This is a genomic window from Rhizobium sp. 05N49 (assembly GCF_056396805.1).
Map to the genome: position 1 here is coordinate 75,592 of NZ_JBFTME010000017.1, position 18,074 is coordinate 93,665.

The window sequence follows — 18,074 nt, forward strand, 5'->3', positions numbered from 1 at the left end:
CAATATACCCGTGGAAGAGATCTGGCTACCACCGCTTACACAGGTCGCGCAGCTGCGCGATAGCGAACGAAACAATCCGACACGCTGGCGGATTGCTCCGCTCACGCAGTCGTTCTCTCGACACGGGTTTATCCCGCGACGTCAACGCGCGAAAGCGCGCTCGGCAAACTTGCGTCCACCTTCGTGCATCTCATCCTGACCGGCAGGACGCCGCGGTTCCCGCCTGGTCCAAGGGCGCGTGAGGTACTTGCTATCGCTATCGACGCTAGGGCCAAGCTTTTGAAGAGCCGTCCCAAAGCTCCTTTGGGAACGTGCGGTCGGCCCGCAGCTTCGCCTTGACCCGGCGCTTGGGAACCTTGTTGCGGAGCTGAAGGTCCATCTCCTTGTAAAGGCGATAGATTCGCTTCGGATTGACCACCCATCCTTCACGTTTGATCAGGATATGAACACGACGATAGCCGTAGCGTACTCGCGTCTGACAGATGTCCTTGATCTTCAGCACGGAGCATGCGCGCCGTGTCGATACCTTCCAGTCGGCCTTGACTGTGTCGACAAGCTTCCGCTTGCGGGTAGGCCTCAAAGCTTTTTTGAGAGCATATCCTGCAGCATGGCCCTGTCCAACGACAGGTCGGCTACGATCCGCTTTAGCTTGGCGTTCTCCTCTTCGATCTGCCGCAATCGCTTCATCTCCGAAGGCATTATACCGGTTCCCACTGACTAAAACCCATGCGCCCAATTCCTCATACCGATGGACGTGATTTTCCATGGCTGGTTCTGGAGTTTGCGCCATGCGTGGCAGCAGTGCTCGACGATGTCGTCATATGATTTGAAGACTCGGTTCGAGAGATGGTGTAACGGGCGGCACCCAGCCAGCCAGGTTTGAAAGGCTGGTGGTCGTCCCCCACAATGATGGTGTCGGGGAGTCAGGAATGGCCTGCTCCATAGCATCACGGAGAGAGCGTTCGGGAGCTTGTCTACAAACGTTCGCTGCCACTTGCTACCAGAGAACTGTATATAGTCATCTCGCCTCCGGATCCTGACGCCGGGATTGTCGGCGCGGCGTTCCTCGTCATTGAGGAACAAATGAAAGAGGCGAACGTAGTCGGCGTAATAACGCGCCACAGCCAGCGACTCTCTAAGCGCTCTTCGCTTGTATCATAAAAAATCCGCGTTTTCTGCAGGCGTTGCAACTGCGGACGCTCCATTGTTGAGTGCATCCGGAAGCAATGCAACGGCCTCAACTCAAGCCGATATAAACCCAAACCCGGCACTGGCGGCGGTTGTATTTTCGTCCACATTTCCGCCCTGCGGGCCTCGGGCAGCCGCATGACGCGATGGCACGCATGGCGACGTTGTGGCTGACGTAGAGCACAGGTCCGACTCTATTCGGCTGCAGGCCACCACCCCTTATCACCAAGGCAGCGGACATCCCTGCCAATCGAGATATAGGCTTCGCCCTGTTCCCACGTGCGCCTTCAGCACCTCCACCATTCCCTTAACGCTTTCTTCGACCAAGACCTCAGGTTCGACGGAGTTGCCGTCCAGCGTACCCATCGCGGTGGCCGCCCATCCGGGATGGATCGAGAGGACCGTTGGATGGGGATGATTTGCATGAAGTGTCCGCGCGAGCACGCAGATTCACTTCTTTTAACCGGCCATGAGGGTGCAGCGATGTTATAGAGGCGATGGGCTGACTGGGTGAAGGAGATCCCAAAGGAAACGCTCAAGTCTGCCTCATTCGTCAGGTTCGCGCTTCCGGTCGTCGTTGTCGGCCAATAGCCGTTCGCGCCTTGGGCGGATTGATTGAGAAACACAGGGCAAGTCAGCGCGTTCTCATGAGGGACAATAGAACCCGCGGGCGTGCGGTCGCCACATTTTCATAGCGTGAATTGCGAAAACAAAATTCGAACCAGATGTTTAGGAGACAATCATGACCCAGCATGTCCTGTTCATCGTTACCAACGCGGCTGTAATTGGTCCTCAAAGTCGCAAAACCGGCTTCTTCTTTGCGGAAGTCGCTCATCCTTTCGACGTGCTCGACGCAGCAGGCATCGCAGTGGAGTTCGCTTCGCCTGCCGGCGGATGGACACCCTATGACGCATATGACGGCAACGACCCTGCCCAGAAGGCGTTCTTCGAGAGCAAGGCCTTTCGTCGACTGAATCGTAGCCGCAAACTTTCAGAGTTGGATGCAGCTGACTACGATGCCATTCTCATACCCGGCGGACTTGGGCCCATGGTCGACATCCAGCGCAATGCGGAGGTCCAGCGAGCGATCGTACGTGCCTGGACGACCGGCAAGCTCGTGACCGCCGTTTGCCACGGGCCCTGCGCTCTGCTTGACGTCGACCTTGGGAACGGCACGCCGTTCGTGCAAGGCAAAAAGCTCACATCCTTCTCGAAGAAGGAAGAATATGACTACGCGCGCGAGGACGTACCCTACGAGCTTGAGGATGCACTGAGAGCCGAGGGTGCAGAATATTCGTCCGCTGCCAACTGGGAGCCGCATGTCGTCGTCGACGGGCGCCTCATCACCGGGCAGAACCCCGCCTCGGCAGGAGAACTCGGGAAGAAACTGCTGGCGGCCCTGCGGGAAGGTACCGCTCCCGCCTGAAGCGGCAACATTCGACGGGAGAACACCATGTCGCAGTCGTTCGTGAAAATCACGGCGAGCCTGACGGCCCATCCTGGCAAAGCCGAAGAACTTCGTGGGTTGCTGCTCGACATGGCGCCGCATTGTCGGGCTGAACCGGGCAATCTGCGCTGGGACGTCTGGCGGGATACGACACTGCCTGAGCGCTACGTGCTCGATGAGCTCTATCGTGACGCCAAGGCGGTTGAAGCGCATCGCCAAACACCGCATTACCAAGCCTATCTCGCCAGAGTTCCCGCTTTGGCGGATCGCTTGGCACTCATTCTCGAACCTGTCGCGCTTGAAGTAAGCCGCTCCGGAGGACCCTATGCTTGAGGTCGTGCAAGCCTATGATCGCAAACATATCGCCGATTTGCCAACGGACGACGCTGCCGCGCTCGAACGCAAGCTGACCGTTGCCCGCGAGCGCTTTGAAAATCGGAGCGGCTGGCTGAAGCCTCACCAAAGAATGGCTGTGCTGCACCGGCTTGCAGATCTGGTCTTAGAGCAGCGCGAGACGTTCGCGATGCGCATCGCAAGTGAAGGGGGCAAGCCTTACAGCGATGCGATAGTTGAAACCGATCGCGCCATCGACGGGATCCGTGCCGCTGCCGACCTGCTTCGCACCCGCGGCGGGACCGAGATACCGATGGGGCTGACCCCAGCCAGCGAAGGGCGACGCGCCTGGACGATTCTGGAACCCATCGGCGTCATTGCCGCGATCTCTGCTTTCAACCATCCTCTGAACCTCATCGTGCATCAGGTCGCGCCGGCGATCGCCACAGGCTGTCCAGTCATCGTCAAGCCTGCAGCGGCGACACCGCTTTGCTGTCTGGAACTTGTAAAGCTCGTTCATGAAGCCGGCATGCCGGAAGGCTGGGTTCAGACCCTCCTCCCCGAGAGCCGGGATCTGTCGAGCGCTTTTGCGAGCGATCCGCGTATCGCCTTCCTGAGCTTCATCGGCTCGGCCGCGGTGGGCTGGCATCTGCGCGCAAATTTGGCGCCTGGAACACGCTGCACTCTCGAGCACGGCGGCGTAGCGCCAGTGATCATCGACCGCAGCGCCGACATCGACGCGATCATCGAACCGCTCGCGAAGGGCGGCTACTATCATGCGGGGCAGGTCTGCGTCTCGGTCCAACGCATATACATCCATGAAACACTTAAGGATGTCTTTGTCGAACAGTTCTCCGAGCGCGTCGGGCGACTGCGTACTGGCGACCCCCGGCTTGCCGAAACCGAAGTCGGCCCCCTGATCGCACCGGCCGAGGCCGAGCGCGTCGCCACCTGGATCGCGGAAGCAGCGGCGGGGGGCGCCCGCCTGATCGGAGGAAAACGCCTCAGCGACACGACTCTCGCGCCGGCAATTGCCGTCGATCCGCCGGCAAAATCGAAAGTATCGCGCGAGGAGGTGTTCGGCCCGGTCACCTGCATATTCGCTTTTGACGATCTTGACGGAGCAATCCAGAGGGCAAATTCGCTGCCGGTCGCATTTCAGAGCAGTATCTTCACACGCGATCTCGCTGTCGCGCTCGACGCGGCCGAACGTCTCGACGCCTCGGCAGTCATGATCAATGATCATAGCGCCTTCCGGACAGATTGGATGCCGTTTGCCGGCCGTAGGACATCAGGCCACGGGGTCGGTGGCATTCCCTATACCGCCCGTGAGATGACGGCGGAGAAAATGATCGTCTTCAAGCAGTGATTTAGTCGATTTCTATCCATTGGCGCGATCAGTTCATCAGCATTTGTTGGGCCAACAGCTCGTCGTTACATTGAGCTCCTGCATCTGCGCCGGTGTCTGCAGCTCGAGCATGCGTGCAAGACTGCAAGTGTAACGAAAACTTCCACAAGTGGGACAAGCCAGCAATTTAGACCGGTCTTTTATGGCCTCTTCCGGAGGTCACTATGTCTACAAGAAAACACCCCAATGCCATTCCAGAAGACCCGCATCCTCACGTGAGACTTGTCTGGTCGATAGACGAGGCAATCGCGAATGCAAAAGCACCGGATCCAGTGCCCGTGTCTCCTGGCTACCGAATATTCCGGGACTGGCTTCGCGGCCTTGCGCTTGCCGGCACGGCTTTACATACGTCACCTGAGTCAATCGCGACACAGTCGACGATCCTGGGATCCGGCCTTGCTCAAAAGCGAAGCCGAGCCGGATTTCTGCGACGCGCAAAGCGATGGCTATTCCCCTCTAGACTGCGCGAATTGCTGGGCCGGAACTGTGCGCTCGGTTCTAGTTTCCATGATTTGGATCTGATGACGCCGACGACGAACTCAACAACCGATAACAGTAGAACCAACAGCTGCAGAAAACAGGAAGAAGAATGTCTATAGTGAATTTCCGGGTCCACCGTTGTCACGACTACGAAAGCCGTCGACGGCGAGCCCATCGTTTGAAGGTCAACGAGGGTCGCAAGATCGCCGTTACGCTGATTTCCCGGCTGCATACGGAAGCATCGGGCGGTTTCGGGTCATTGCCGGATTTCGAATTGTGCGGGCGATTGTGGTGTTAAAATCTGCAAGCTCGCCCAGGGGAACTGGTCTGCAGCGGCCGATCCTACGGATCGCGCGTGTTACCTCGCGCTGCTTTTTGTTAGTCGCAGCTAGTGCGTTTCTCCTCGACCGATCGACAGCTTCGGCGGCGGCTTGGCTGCCCGATTGGCTTTCCCAGACCGCGCGGTGGATTTCGGAAGCCGCTTCGCCCGTCGTTGTCCTGCCGATGCTGTCTGGTGTTTGGATCATTCAGCTCTTGCGCGCGCACGCCCGCCCATCGCATCGACAGCATTTCGGGTTTGTCAGCCTATGTTGCGGGCTCAGCGCTCTTGCCTCATCGGCCCTCATCAAGAACGCGATCGGAAGGGCTCGCCCTTACGTATCGAACGGTCTGGATCTGTTGCGCTTCAAGCCTTTCGCATTTGATGATGCTTTCGCATCCATGCCTTCTTCTCAGTCGGCGTTCGCGGTAGCGGTTTCATGCTCGTTGGCGAACCATTTTCCACGGTATCGCACGCTGCTGATGCTCTTATCGCTGCTGGTCTGCACCTCGCGCGTGGTTGTCGGCGAGCATTGGGCCAGTGACGTGATAGCAGGATGGACGATCGACCACCTCGTAGCACTTGCAATGCTTGGGCATTTTGCCGACAATAACCGCGTATCAGTAGAGGCAAACATCGATAGGGATCGGTTTGGACTTACGCCGAGGCGGTAGTGGCGCGGGAATGCCCTACGAGCACTTGTTCAGGTCGGCTCGAGCCATTGCGGCATTTCAGTTGAATTCCAGGCGAAACATCGCAACAAAGGCAAGACCACCACGCACCCGAGTAAGGTTAGCCGCGAGCTTCATTCAACCCATGCGTTTCTGAGGCCAGCGCCAGACTGTAAGGTCGGGCGGCCTGGCATTTTAACGAACCTGGTCACGACTGCTTCACCGAGAAGACACAGCAACCGCACGTCAAAATGGTTCCGGTATCTGCGCCCCCGCGGGCAGCCTCTGGCTTCCGAACGTCGAGGATCGGTTGGTCAAGGAATCACCCGAGCGAGGATCGATACCGCTGATCGTGCAATCCGGTGTTTTCGACGCGAATAAGGAAGTGTCTGCAAGACTGAAGCCGAATGGCGATACTGATTGGTGTCACGTTTATGGATTTGGCCCGATGCGCAACAGCGCCGACCGTTCATGGACGAAACATGCGCTTTGGCACCTGGGTCACGACTTGATTAAAGGTTTCAAGGCCGCCAGAAACTCGACAGGCATGAGGATGAAATCTTCGATGGCATCGTGACCACCTCTGTGTAGCAATCACATCGCCTTGGCGTAAGTCTCCTGATCGTCCACGTCCGACCTCGCGCCCGACCGGTACTCGCGAATGAACGCCAGCACGGATTCTTTAAATTTCCGAGGTTCCTCATGAAACGGAAAGTGTCCTGATTCCTCGAACCTGATCAACGTAGCGGCTGGAATCTCCCGCGCCAAAAGCCTGCTGGCTCCAGGTGTGCAGGCCCAGTCGTGGCTGCCACTCAGGATCAGCGTCGGAACGTTGATCGCGCCAAGCTGCATGCGGACATCATACGATGGTCCTAAGGACCGTAAGAAGTGGCGCAACATCGCCTGATTGAGCGTACTGAGAGCCAGCCAGCCCGTGACGAAAGCCATGTGGTCCGGCGCTGCGTAATATGGGGCCACAATAGTGGCAAACGCCGACACCGTTTCCTCGGTCAGGTCACCGGATGACAGGCGCATGGCAACGGCAAGCGCTTCAGGAGTGGCCCTGCTCGCCAATGTCGGCTCGGGGACATTTTCTTCGTCGATAACAGGAGCCCGGGTCGCTGCCGAATTGCAAAGAACGAGTCCTCCCACCAAGCCTGGATGCCGCAGGACTGTGTGAAGTGCCACAAAGCCGCCAGCCGAATGGCCAAACAGTATCGGGCGCCGAATACCCAGCCGTGTGCAGAGGGCTGCGATGTCGTCGGCCATTTCTTCCAAGCCACAGGCTTCCAGAGGTGGACGAGAGGAGCGGCCGTGCCCGCGCAGATCCACGAGTATCACCTGCGCTTCGTCGCGAAACTGATCCAGTGCGGGCTTCAAATAACCGTGGTCAAATCCGAGCCCGCCATGAATGGCGATGATCGTGGGTCTCTCGACCAATCCTGTACCCTCTATGCCGAAGTGGCTCCCGCTCACGTCAAAGAAAATCTCAAGGTCCTCAAGTCTGGCGAACATTGGCAAATCTCGATTGGATGTACATGAAACCACCCTATGGTGTTCCGATCCGACCGATATCTCGTGCGCCGACATTTCATGTTACACCCGAAACATAAAGGGCTAGGACGTTTTCAGGCAGGCGCGTCCAGCCTGGCGGATCCGGGTCCGGTTGAAGCGTCGCGATTGGCAACGATATGTAGAGCAACTTTCTGCTGTGCACTGTCCGGCAGACGAGCCCCATCGCAGAGAATGTTTCCTTCAGTCGAGCGCGGTCAACCAGACCGGAACTCCAAGGTTTACCTGATGCCTGCCAGCATATCGACAGGATCACATTCTGCCGGCACGGGGCACAAAACACCGACGGACATGCCGAGACATTGCAGATCAAAGGCCTGTTTCGATCAGGAACTCCTCGGCTTCCTTCAATTCGGGCATCGGCAGATTTCGCGCAAAGCTTTCAAAAAGCGGGGCAAGACGTGACCGGGCCTCGCTGTCACAGCCCTGATCGCGAAGAAGTCGCGCAAGACCGACCGTCGCGCGAAGTTCGAGGAACGGAGATCTCTGGCTACGCGCAATTCCAATCGCACGTTCAAAATGCGCTCTGGCGATCGTCGCGCTTCCATCCGACGACCGTCGCTCAATCTCACCGGCGACTCGGTAAACATCCGCCTCGCACCATCGTTCCCCTGAGACATCGATCTGTTGCATGGCCTCGCGGATCCGGCTTCGGGCTTCCCCGAACCCTCCGAGCTCGGCGTGCACCATCGCCATGACACTGAGCAGATGGGGAAGCTCGACGCTCGATGCCAGCGTCTGATAGGCTTCAAATGATTTCTCGAAGAGACAGACGGCCTCCGCGCTCTGCCCACAAGCCGCAAGCGCACAGGCCCGGTCGGCCATGCCGTGAGCAATGTAGAATGGGGCTGCTTGTTCCTTGGCCAGCGAAAGAAGTTCGTCAGCCTGCGCTTGCGCGGCCAAGATGTTTCCTAGACGAATTTGCGTCGCTCCTGTCAGATGCAGCACGACCATTAGCGTCGGGATGTGCGCAATTCTGCGCGCCGCCGCGATTGCACGTTCCACATCTTCGCTTGCAGCCACCGGATTTCCGAGGAGCCAGTGCGCACTTGCCCGAAAGGACATGAAACCCGCCCCGAAATCCATGCCGAAACGCACGGCGAGCAACTCGCCATGCCGATCAGGCTCTTGGAGCGCCATTGATTTCTGGAGGTGATCGAGACCTGATCTGAAGTCTCCGGACACAACGAGCGCGGTGCCGAGCAACGCATGCGAGACCAGCAAGGGGATTGTCGCCCCCTGCGGCTCGGCAAGCGCCAGAGCTTGAGCGGCAACGTCGCGAACGGCACCGGCGTCGAACGCGACGAAATGCGCGACCCAGAAACCGAAGAGAACAGAGAACATGACAAACGGATCCTCAAGAGAATCCCCAAGCGCCTCGGCATGTTCGACGAGCTGTCGTGTCCTGTCGAATGCCTCTTTCGTTTCACCAGCGACGTAGCCTCTCGTATACATGAGGGCATTTGCTAATCCGATCTGTGCCCTGATCTCTTGGCGGCGCTTATCCGGACTATCCGGCAATCCGGCAAACATTGAGAGCGCGCGCTTGAATTGCGCCTCCGCCTCGACATTTGCCGACCGGGAGAGCGAACGTTGGCCAGCTTGCGTCAAAAGTCCGGCAGCGCTGTCGACGAGACCTGCCTCGGCACAATGACGGGCCAGCAATTCAGGTTGACTGTCGCAAAGATCGGGAAAATGGGTCTTGAGGACCTCGGCGATGCGTGCATGAAGGCTACGGCGCGGATCCCGCAACAGGGTGCCGTAGGCGGCATCCTGCACCAGGGCATGTTTGAAGACATAGGACGAATGCGGAGCCGATCCCTGACATGTCATGAGACCGGACTGAACGAGACGATCGAGCGCGGTTGACAAGATCGGGTCGGGCAAGCCGGTAACCAGTGCGAGTATCTCGTAGGAAAAGTCACGTCCGATCGCCGCTCCGATCTGCGCAACGGTCCTGGCGTCGCCGAGGCGGTCAAGCCGCGCCATCAGCGAGGCGTGCAAGCTAGCTGGCACGGACAGCGCCGCTGATGGGATTGCAGCGATCCTGTGCGCCATCAGCCCCTCCCCCTTTGCCTCCACCACGGCTTTGGTCATTTCCTCAACAAAAAGGGGTATGCCATCGGACCGCTCGACAATGTCCTGGCGCACGTCGGCCGGCAAGGTCCCGCCCCCCGTTACAGTGTCGATAAGGCACTCGACCTCCGATTTCGTGAATCGGCTGACTGTCAGCGGCGTCACATAGGCGCGGCCCGTCCATGGCGCGGTGAATTCTGGCCTGAATGTCAAAAACAAGAGGGCCGGAAGGAAGACGATCTTGTCGATCAGCCGCCCTAGGAATTCCAGAGTTGAAGCGTCCGCCCAGTGGACATCTTCAAACACCAGCAAGACGGGCCCCTGACGTGCGGCGATGCCGATGCGCGCGATCAGAAGATCCATTGTCTTTCGCCGTCGAATAGGCGGCGGCAGTTCGCTCATCGGAAAGCGATTGGGCTTTGGCAGTGACAGGAGTTCGGCAATCAATGCCGCGTCCGTATCAGATAGATCCCATGCGTTCAGGATCGCATCGAGTTTGTCGAGCCTAGTGTTCGTATCATCATTTCGATCGAGACCTGCAGCGCGCTCRATTTGTCCAATGACTGGAAACAACATGGTGTCTATTTGATGTGGCGAACAATAGTATCGAAAGCGGTCATACGTGCCTTCGGTCACCTGTGCCTGGAAGGATGTGGCAAGGCGCGACTTGCCGATGCCGGCTTCACCCGAAAGCATTACGACTTGGCCTTCGCCGGCTTTCGCCCGTTCCCATCGCCTGTCGAATATCTCCCTTTCCTCCTGACGCCCGACAAGTTGCGTGAGCCCATTGGCATGGAGGGCTTCGAACCGGCTCGCGCGCGCGCCCTGGCCGGTCACTGCCCAGGCAGGCGTAGGGGTTGCAATGCCCTTGAGTTCCTGCGGGCCAAGGTCGACAAGCTCGAACAGTTCACCGAGCAGGCGTCGTGTCCCCTCCGCAATGACGACCTGGTCGGGTGCCGCGATAGCCTGAAGTCGGGCGGCCAGATTCGGCGTATCACCGACCACGCCACGTTCACGAGCCTCGCCGGCGCCGAGGAGGTCGCCGACGACGACGATCCCCGTGGCAATCCCGACCCTGACGTGGAGAGGTTCGCACTGTGGCATGTCGAGCGTTGGCAACCTTTCGACAATCTCCAATCCGGCACGTACCGAACGCTCCGCGTCGTGTTCATGCGCCAGCGGATATCCGAAATAGGCGAGGATGCCGTCGCCCATATATTTGGCGACGAACCCGCCATTTCTTTCGATCAGTCCCGCGCACGACTTCTGATAGTTGCCGATGATCGTGCGCATGTCTTCCGGATCGAGGCGGCCCGACAGAGCTGTGGATCCGACGAGATCGCAGAACATTACCGTGAGCTGGCGGCGTTCGGCGACATCGTTCGGGGGCTGGAGGTATCGATGTCTCTCATCACTGGCTTCGAGGCCGAGAGCGGCGACCGCCTTCAGGATCCGCTTGCGATGGCCGAACGGCACGCCAAACTTCTCAAGATCGGCATCGGTGAGCTCGGGCAGAACCTCGTCATCGATCTCGTTTGTGCGAAACAGGCTCTCGTATTGACCAAGCCCGATACGTCGTAGCCAATCACCTACGTCCATGTTTGCGGCGTCCTGGAGAAAATACTTTGAACTATCCGACCCTGCACCGGCGCTGTCAACGTGTCGCAGGACCGACAGCCTAGATGGGGACGCTTGCAGCACCATCACGAGGCATAAGCAACTGACGCGCGGCCAGCAGATCGGTCGACTCGGCACGTCTATCAAACCGTTCATAGATGGAAGCCAGATATGTGGACGCGCAGTCGTCGCGGCCCGTCTGGCGGGCGAGCTGACAACGGCTGACCGCCGCGCGCAGCTGAAAGCTCATGGCTCCGCTCTGTTCAGCCGCTTCGGTCGCCCTCTCCAACAAAGTGATTGCAGCCTGAACGCTACCTTGCTTCCACCGGACGAGACCCAACGTGCGCAAAAGCTCCGGTGCGCACCAGGCCTCGGCTCGCCGGAGGAGATCCTCGACATCGGGAACAACCGCCTGTGCGATATCGAGCCGACCACATGACAGTGCCGACTCGACAAGAGTTACAATATGCATCGGGAAATGTATCTTGAAGTTGCGGTATCTGAGCTCCCGAATGGTCTCCAGCATGCGGTCGATTGCGCTCGCATCGCCACGGGAAGCGTCGATCGTCGCTTGATAGAAGCGCGCGACATGTGTCCATATGTCGATCTGGCAAACGGCCATCTGTGCCTGCAGCGTGCGCACGTATTCCTGCGCCCGATCGAAATGGCCGCACCAGAGCGCGACTGAAATCGCGCCCATTCCCAATATATGCATATGGGAGACGATGTGATTGATTGTTGCTGCTGCCGCAACACCTTCGCGCGCGAGCGTGATCGCTTGAAATTGCTCGCCTTTGACCCAAAGCATGGGAGCAAGATAAGAGCGGATTCCAACGAAACGATCGAGCTGGAAACGCGACGTTCGCGACCGGTGGGCAATTGTCGCGTGTTCGCGTGCAAGTGCTCTGAGGCCCTCAGCTGCAGCGACGATTTCGCCGCAGTAAAACCGGTTGATGAGCTCCAGCCGGGTGAGGTCCGGGGTGGCCGTATTCTCGCCTTCGGCATCGACAATGGTTCGAAGTTCGGCGATTTTCGGCAAGACCTCGCGATGGCGTCCTTCGAACGTCCTTGCGCCGATCCAGCTGATTGTGGTTCTCAGCCTGTACTCGACCACACCAAGTTCGTCGGCGAGCCGGCGCGCTTGCCGCCAGGTCCTGTCAGCATCCGCACCATCATGATCATGATAGTTCAAATTCTGCGCATGCGCTGCCACGAGCTTCATCTTCACTATTGGGGGACAATCAGGCCAGTTCTCGACAGCGTCCAGTGCCTTCGTCACACGTGTGCGGATTTCCGAGACCGAAGAAAGCTCGCCCCAGAGCGGGATGCCAGCGGTGGTCAACTGGACGCCGAGTGCAAGGTTGTTTGCATCTTCGAAGGCCCAGTCGATCGCCCGCCGAAGGTCTGTTACCCGATATCCGTATCGCCCCATCCAGTCTTCGCGGGTCAACCAGTTCCACTCGGATTCAGCCTGTTGGAAGAGTCCAAGAAGGAAGCGCGCGTAGGCTGCCATGGCCGGCCCTTGCTCGTCGTGGGCAACAGCGCGCTCCGATGCGAAGCTTCGTGTGCTATCGAGCAGTCGGTAGCGGCGGCCGCCCGCCTGATAGCTTGACGAGATGAGTGATTTGGCGGCAAGATTGTCCAGCCATGACGCAATATCCTCCGCCTTTGCGAGGTTTGCGAATATGCCGATCGCATCATCCAGAGTGAAAACGCCACTCGGCACCGACAGGTGACGCAGCAGGCGCGCTTCGTTCTCCGACAACAACCGGTAGCTCCAGTCCAGTGTCGCCATAAGTGTTGTGTGGCGTACGGGTATGCCGCCGTCACGCGATACGAGTGGTTCGAAACTATGACCGAGCAAATCGCGCAATGTCATCGCGCCGCGCGCAGAAACCTGCGGCGCAGCCAGTTCGATGGCCAGCGCGATGCCGTCCAGCCGACGGCAGATGGCAGCAAGCGAGCATGCGTCGTCACGGTCAATTTGATATCCGTGTTCCTGCGCTCTGCGAACGAGGAGCTCAACGGCCGGGAACGTGATCACGGCATCCGCACCGATGTCGCCCTCGGGAGGGCATTGAAGCGGCGAGAGCCTGCGAACTGTCTCCAGCCGGCATCGCAATGGCTCACGACTGGTCGCAAGAATTGCCAATCCCGGAAGCAAATGAGACAGGTAATCTGCAACGCTTGCGACCTCGCTCAACAGATGTTCGCAATTGTCCAGCACCAGTATCAGCCTCCTGTCGCGGAGCATGTCGGCGAGCCCGGCGGCACTGTTGACAAAATTGGCGTTAAGCCCGAGCGCAAGCGCGATCGCCGGCACGACGAATTGCGGCGCTTCGATCGCGGCGAGGTCAACGAAGCAAACATCTCGTATCAACCGCTCGGCCACGTGGCGTGCAAGAGCGATTGCGACGCTGGTCTTTCCAACACCGGCAGGGCCGACGATCGTCAGCAACCCCGCGTCACCGAGCGCGTCGGCCAGTTCGGCGACATCGTCGTCGCGTCCGATCAATGTCGGTACCGGCGGCAATTCGCCCGTCATGCTCCTCACAGCGTCCGGGAGCGTTGTTTCCTCCCCCGGCGCAAGAACACGAAGCGGCGCGACGAAGCGGTAGCCGCGGCCGGGGATGGTTGCGATAAAATCGTTCCTGCTTCTGTCGCGGGCGAGTGCGCGGCGCAAACCCGCGATATTCACCTTGAGGTTATTGTCATGGACGAAAATGCTCGGCCAGACTAAACGGATTAGTTCCTCCTTGCTGAGAACATCCCCCGGGCGCTGTACAAACGCATGCAGAAGCTCAAGCGCACGAGCCCCGACACGAACTGGAACGTCGCCGTGCAGCAACAACTGCCGATCGGGAATGAAACGGTACTCCCCGAAACAATAGACAGTTGCCCGCGGGCAGTCAGATGCGTCCATGTCTCTCAACCATCTTCAGTCGCAGCTCACCGGGACCGGTCCTGCGCCACCACCCTGTCCGCTGGTCCCCAAGCAGCCTGAAAACGCATCCCAGGCAGTTCGATATCATGCTCTCCTCTCCTTATACCATCAACGCGAAGAAGACGATCTACCCGTCCCGGAGAAGGCTCGACAACCGCGCCGCGCGGGAGGTGCGCTTGGACAAACAACGGCCAGCGCTAAGCATGACGCCGCAGATGGGCAGCGACCGATGATATCAGATGCTTCATTTCTAGGGTTCGTTGGCGAGGTCATGTCGGAGCGGAAGCAGTCGGTTTCAGGTTCGCTCGCCTCGACCGATGGGCAGGGCCTCGGTCCATTTCGTGAACATCGCCGCTTGGCCATGATGGTGTCCGTGCCTGTCCCGTAGCTGCCATACGATCCCGTCCTCCATCCGAAACCGGCTCCCGCAGCGAGTTGTCTGCTGCCCCCGGTAATCGGCCACATAGCCGTCGCGTGTCAGCGCGTCGAGCAGTGCCTGCTGTTCTTGACGGGTCTCGGATTCTCCGGGCGTTTGCGCTTTCAGGCTCGTAAACTCACGCCAGTTGTAGCCGAAGAGGCGCTGAGCTGTCGCATTGGCATAAATGAAAATCGGATCGGGTTGATGTCTTTGCGCGATGATCACGAAAGGGGCATCGCCATAAAGCCATTCAGGCCCGCGCTCCTTTTCGACCAGCCTTTTCCCGACCAGCCGTCTGAAGCTTCCGACAAGGAGATCGAAAAAATCAGGATCATTCGGATTCAACGCATCGTTCAGGGTCATTGTCCTTCCTACCGCTTGTTTGAGCCTCCCGAGCGGTCGATAGGGGACTGCTTCGCAGACAGATTTCTAAACCCGGCGCAGTTTGTTACGACTGTAACGCGGTCAACGTTCCATGCCGTCATAGACTGGCATGCGTCCTTCAGGATCCTTCTGCGGGTCCAAGGAGGAAACATGCATTCCATCTGGAAATTCAGTCTATTTATATGCAGGGCAACGGCACATTACGGCGTATGGAGACGACAAAGGTCGCTACCCGTCTTCGACAATCACCTGATGCGGGACATTGGATTGTGCGAGATTTCGATGTCTGTAAGACACGACCTTCCTTCCCTCTCGGATCAAGAAGGTCGACGCAACAGGTTTCGTGGCCCGTAGCCAGTTTCCTTCGTTGACCGGGAAAGGCCGAGAAGCACCCTTGACCGAGGTTCAGACAAGGCTCGCTTTCTTGTTGTTTGCGGTTGTGATTTTATTTAATACAGGATTCCGCAGGACAACGGGACCGTCGAGCCCGCTTTTCCGTAGGTGGATCACCTCAGGAAATTCGGTCCGCGCGCGGCCACCTTTCGGTCGATCTTTTTCTGAGCTTGCCAGCTCTTGGCGGGCGCCACGATCAATCCGGACAATGTAAATCCCGTCGTCCCCCGGTCCGTTCACGAGCGGACCTACGGAAGGAAAAATGCGCCAAGTTATTCTCGAAGAATCTGATTCTGACCACGCCGCAAGCATGGCTCGTTTTTTTGAACGACATCTGGTGGATCTGTGCGTGTCGCAGCCATTTGCATTCAATTCCAGCTTGGCCCTCTACCAGGCCGCCGACGCCGTGATACTTTCGGCGGGCAGCAATGTTTCGAAATCGGCCGAATACCTGTCGGAGACCCAAAAATCCTTGACGTGTCCTATCGTGGTGATCGGCGAACGGCCGTTCACCGAGATCGAGGAATTGCACCTGTTTGAATCCGGCGCCGCCGACTGCATCTCCCCGCCCTTCGAGTTGAGAGAACTACTTGCACGCCTCCGTGCACGGGCGCGTAGGGTTTCCATCACACGTTCTCGCGGGCGTTCACACAATTACCGCTTCGACCGGTTTGCCCTGAATTGCGAGACGCGCGAGCTGTTTACGTCGACGTCGCTGACCAGGTTACCGAAGAAGGAATGCAGTCTTCTTCGTCATTTCCTCATAAACAACCATGCCTGCATAAGTCGGGAGGAACTGCTCGACGTCGTCAACAGGGAGAAGCTCGACGTCAACGACCGCAGCATTGACAGCCTTGTTTCGCGGCTCCGCGACCGATTGGTCGGACAGGGAGCAAGCACGCGCCTGATCAGAACGATCCGGGGATTCGGCTACATGCTCGACACCTCGGTTGACGCTGTTTTCGCCGAGGATGACCTGCGTGCATTCCTGTGATGGCCTTGGAGGATGCCATACGAAACGCGGCCCTGGTTATAGCGGACAGCCGCCTGCCGTGGCTCAACGGATCACCGATAGAGGCTTTCTCTAACTATTGGCCGATCGCGTCACATCTTAGCTCGTGCGTCCCTTTCCCATCGCCGAAAAGATGCGCATTGCCTGCTCCAGAGCGGCGGCAACTGCGTCGGGGTGGGAAATGGCATTGCCATCGGTCGCCCGACTGAACTGATCCGTTTCGTTTCGGAACCGAGCGACCGGACGACGGTATCCTTCAAGCCTGAACCGGCGCCGCAAAAACGTAGCCTTTTCCACGGACGGTCTGGATCATCGCTCCACCGTGGGATCCACATTCTATCTTCCGTCTCAGTCGAAGGATGAGGACATCGATGCTCCGGTCTACGACTTCGCCGTCGTTGAGTCTCGTCTTGGCAATGATTTCCTCGCGCGAGAGAATGGTCTGCGGATGATCGAGAAAGGTCAGGAGAACGTTGAATTCAGCAGCGCTCAGCTTCGTTTCCTCGCCGGAAACATGGCGCAGGATGCGCGATTTCGTATTCAAGGACCAGTCTGCAAACGAAAATGTGCGCATTCGAGCCGATCTCTCGGCGTTCTTTACGGGGCGCAGACACACGCGGAGGCGCGCAACAAACTCCCGTTTGCCGAAGGGTTTCACTATGTAGTCGTCAGCGCCGCATTCCAGCCCGCGCACCTTGTCGGCCTCCCTGACCTGCTCGTCGCCGATCACGACGACAGGAAAATCGAGAGCCAAGCGCGTAACCAGATGCAGGCCGACCTCGGCGCCGAGGTTGAGGTCGACGAGGACCAGATCAACGGAGGAGGCTTCCAGCAGACAATCGACTTCGGCGATGTTGGATGTAACGGCGACGCCGAAGCCGTGCTGCGACAGCAGATCACAGATCTGCGCCGGACCGGCCCCGTCAGCCGAGACAAGCAGTATGCTTCGTTTGGTTTTCAGGCTCTTGTTCGGCGATGGCACCGGGATGGACGGAGATGGATTGGCGTCTGGAGCCATAGCGTCGATAACCTTGTATCTACCCATGCGAGTGTAGTGTACCGTCTGGTACGACACCGGGTTCCCTTTTTCAAGCTGCCCGGTCGCCCCTATTGCCCGCACGACAGAAGACCTCCTCCCTGCGAAGGCGCCGCGCTTGACGGAATTGCCAATAACGCTTGCCCGGAAATACTCTTCCTTCGGTTGCGAGTGAAACCCGACAATCGAAACGTCGCATGTCACAGACATGTTGGCCTGTCACATCGCGTCCCATCACGGACACGAGGCGGGAGCCAAATATGCGCATTCCAGTTGCAGCTACAGTTTTAGGTTTGACCACGAGTGCATTGGCCGGCACGCCGGCGACTGTCGATCAAATCATCCATTCATCGACGACGATCGCCGACCAGCCCATTGCACTGCCACAAGGGCCTGTTGAGGTTTCCGCATCGGTGTTCACCATCCAGCCGGGTGCTTCTCTGCCGGTCCATCGTCATGCGTTTCCGCGATATGGCTATGTGCTTTCCGGAAACTTGAGCGTCAACAATCTCGATACAGGCAAGACACAGGAGTTTCATTCGGGAGACTTCATCATCGAGTCTGTCTCGAAATGGCACAGCGGTGCAAACAGCGGCACGGAACCTCTTAAACTGCTGGTGATCGATCAGGCTCCAGCCGGAGCCCAAACGACCGAGGTGAAACCGTAGCGCCGCCTTTCGCACCTGCTGGCGCTCCACCAGATGCGTTCCTATATGTGGCACACCGCCCGAACAGAGCGTTCCGACCCTGCCCGTACAGTTTGTTAACGTCAGGCA

General features: G+C 58.4%; 12 protein-coding genes and 2 pseudogenes. 7 read left to right on the top strand and 7 right to left on the bottom strand.

Features of this window, described 5'->3' with window-relative positions; all coding sequences use genetic code 11:
* Positions 1 to 292 precede the first annotated feature (292 nt).
* A pseudogene (locus AC1DF8_RS27375) lies at positions 293 to 705 on the bottom strand (IS3 family transposase); the annotation flags it as partial.
* Positions 706 to 717: 12 nt separating this feature from the next.
* Positions 718 to 846, bottom strand: a pseudogene (locus tag AC1DF8_RS27380) (IS630 family transposase); the annotation flags it as partial.
* Positions 847 to 1,930: 1,084 nt separating this feature from the next.
* Here AC1DF8_RS27380 and AC1DF8_RS27385 point away from each other — a divergent pair.
* The 5 genes from AC1DF8_RS27385 (at position 1,931) to AC1DF8_RS27405 (ending at position 6,423) form a co-directional block, all read left to right on the top strand.
* Entirely contained in the window at positions 1,931 to 2,614 is a 684-nt protein-coding gene (locus AC1DF8_RS27385; RefSeq protein ID WP_478155758.1) for a type 1 glutamine amidotransferase domain-containing protein, read from the top strand.
* Between the two features lie 27 nt (positions 2,615 to 2,641).
* Positions 2,642 to 2,968, top strand: coding sequence for a putative quinol monooxygenase (locus AC1DF8_RS27390; RefSeq protein ID WP_478155759.1), 327 nt, complete (start codon positions 2,642 to 2,644; stop codon positions 2,966 to 2,968).
* Positions 2,961 to 4,337, top strand: coding sequence for an aldehyde dehydrogenase family protein (locus AC1DF8_RS27395; RefSeq protein ID WP_478155760.1), 1,377 nt, complete (start codon positions 2,961 to 2,963; stop codon positions 4,335 to 4,337). Before AC1DF8_RS27390 ends, AC1DF8_RS27395 begins: the two co-directional genes overlap by 8 nt.
* Before the next feature lie 795 nt (positions 4,338 to 5,132).
* Positions 5,133 to 5,849 (top strand): phosphatase PAP2 family protein, encoded by a 717-nt coding sequence (locus AC1DF8_RS27400; RefSeq protein WP_478155761.1) that lies wholly within the window; start codon positions 5,133 to 5,135, stop codon positions 5,847 to 5,849.
* Positions 5,850 to 6,156: 307 nt separating this feature from the next.
* Positions 6,157 to 6,423: a hypothetical protein gene (locus tag AC1DF8_RS27405; RefSeq protein WP_478155762.1), complete on the top strand. Its 267-nt coding sequence runs from the start codon at positions 6,157 to 6,159 to the stop codon at positions 6,421 to 6,423.
* A 17-nt stretch (positions 6,424 to 6,440) separates the two neighbouring features.
* Here the strand turns inward: AC1DF8_RS27405 and AC1DF8_RS27410 are convergent, their stop codons facing one another.
* The 4 genes from AC1DF8_RS27410 to AC1DF8_RS27425 form a co-directional block, all read right to left on the bottom strand.
* On the bottom strand, positions 6,441 to 7,361 hold the full coding sequence (locus AC1DF8_RS27410; protein WP_478155763.1) for an alpha/beta fold hydrolase: 921 nt from the start codon (positions 7,359 to 7,361) through the stop codon (positions 6,441 to 6,443).
* A 366-nt stretch (positions 7,362 to 7,727) separates the two neighbouring features.
* Positions 7,728 to 11,093: an AAA family ATPase gene (locus AC1DF8_RS27415; RefSeq protein WP_478155764.1), complete on the bottom strand. Its 3,366-nt coding sequence runs from the start codon at positions 11,091 to 11,093 to the stop codon at positions 7,728 to 7,730.
* A gap of 79 nt (positions 11,094 to 11,172) precedes the next feature.
* Positions 11,173 to 14,034, bottom strand: a complete 2,862-nt coding sequence (locus AC1DF8_RS27420; RefSeq protein WP_478155765.1) for an ATP-binding protein — start codon at positions 14,032 to 14,034, stop codon at positions 11,173 to 11,175.
* A gap of 316 nt (positions 14,035 to 14,350) precedes the next feature.
* Positions 14,351 to 14,836, bottom strand: a complete 486-nt coding sequence (locus tag AC1DF8_RS27425; RefSeq protein ID WP_478155766.1) for an MEKHLA domain-containing protein — start codon at positions 14,834 to 14,836, stop codon at positions 14,351 to 14,353.
* Between the two features lie 676 nt (positions 14,837 to 15,512).
* On the opposite strand from AC1DF8_RS27425, the gene AC1DF8_RS27430 reads away from it, so the two are divergent.
* A complete protein-coding gene (locus tag AC1DF8_RS27430) occupies positions 15,513 to 16,244 on the top strand; it encodes a winged helix-turn-helix domain-containing protein (RefSeq protein WP_478155767.1) in 732 nt (243 codons plus the stop codon).
* 274 nt (positions 16,245 to 16,518) lie between these two features.
* Here AC1DF8_RS27430 and AC1DF8_RS27435 read toward each other — a convergent pair whose 3' ends face one another.
* The gene (locus AC1DF8_RS27435) at positions 16,519 to 17,337 is read right to left on the bottom strand and encodes a winged helix-turn-helix domain-containing protein (RefSeq protein ID WP_478155768.1); all 819 of its coding nucleotides are present in this window, start codon (positions 17,335 to 17,337) and stop codon (positions 16,519 to 16,521) included.
* Positions 17,338 to 17,558: 221 nt separating this feature from the next.
* Between AC1DF8_RS27435 and AC1DF8_RS27440 the strand changes: the two genes are divergently transcribed.
* A complete protein-coding gene (locus AC1DF8_RS27440; RefSeq protein WP_478155769.1) occupies positions 17,559 to 17,966 on the top strand; it encodes a cupin domain-containing protein in 408 nt (135 codons plus the stop codon).
* Positions 17,967 to 18,074 lie beyond the last annotated feature (108 nt).

What these genes read in the sequence shown, in the direction of transcription:
- AC1DF8_RS27420 (WP_478155765.1), bottom strand. Translation starts at nt 14,034, where the DNA reads ATGGACGCATCTGACTGCCCGCGGGCAACTGTCTATTGTTTCGGGGAG.
- AC1DF8_RS27425 (WP_478155766.1), bottom strand. Translation starts at nt 14,836, where the DNA reads ATGACCCTGAACGATGCGTTGAATCCGAATGATCCTGATTTTTTCGAT.
- AC1DF8_RS27430 (WP_478155767.1), top strand. Translation starts at nt 15,513, where the DNA reads ATGCGCCAAGTTATTCTCGAAGAATCTGATTCTGACCACGCCGCAAGC.
- AC1DF8_RS27385 (WP_478155758.1), top strand. Translation starts at nt 1,931, where the DNA reads ATGACCCAGCATGTCCTGTTCATCGTTACCAACGCGGCTGTAATTGGT.
- AC1DF8_RS27390 (WP_478155759.1), top strand. Translation starts at nt 2,642, where the DNA reads ATGTCGCAGTCGTTCGTGAAAATCACGGCGAGCCTGACGGCCCATCCT.
- AC1DF8_RS27410 (WP_478155763.1), bottom strand. Translation starts at nt 7,361, where the DNA reads ATGTTCGCCAGACTTGAGGACCTTGAGATTTTCTTTGACGTGAGCGGG.
- AC1DF8_RS27440 (WP_478155769.1), top strand. Translation starts at nt 17,559, where the DNA reads ATGCGCATTCCAGTTGCAGCTACAGTTTTAGGTTTGACCACGAGTGCA.
- AC1DF8_RS27395 (WP_478155760.1), top strand. Translation starts at nt 2,961, where the DNA reads ATGCTTGAGGTCGTGCAAGCCTATGATCGCAAACATATCGCCGATTTG.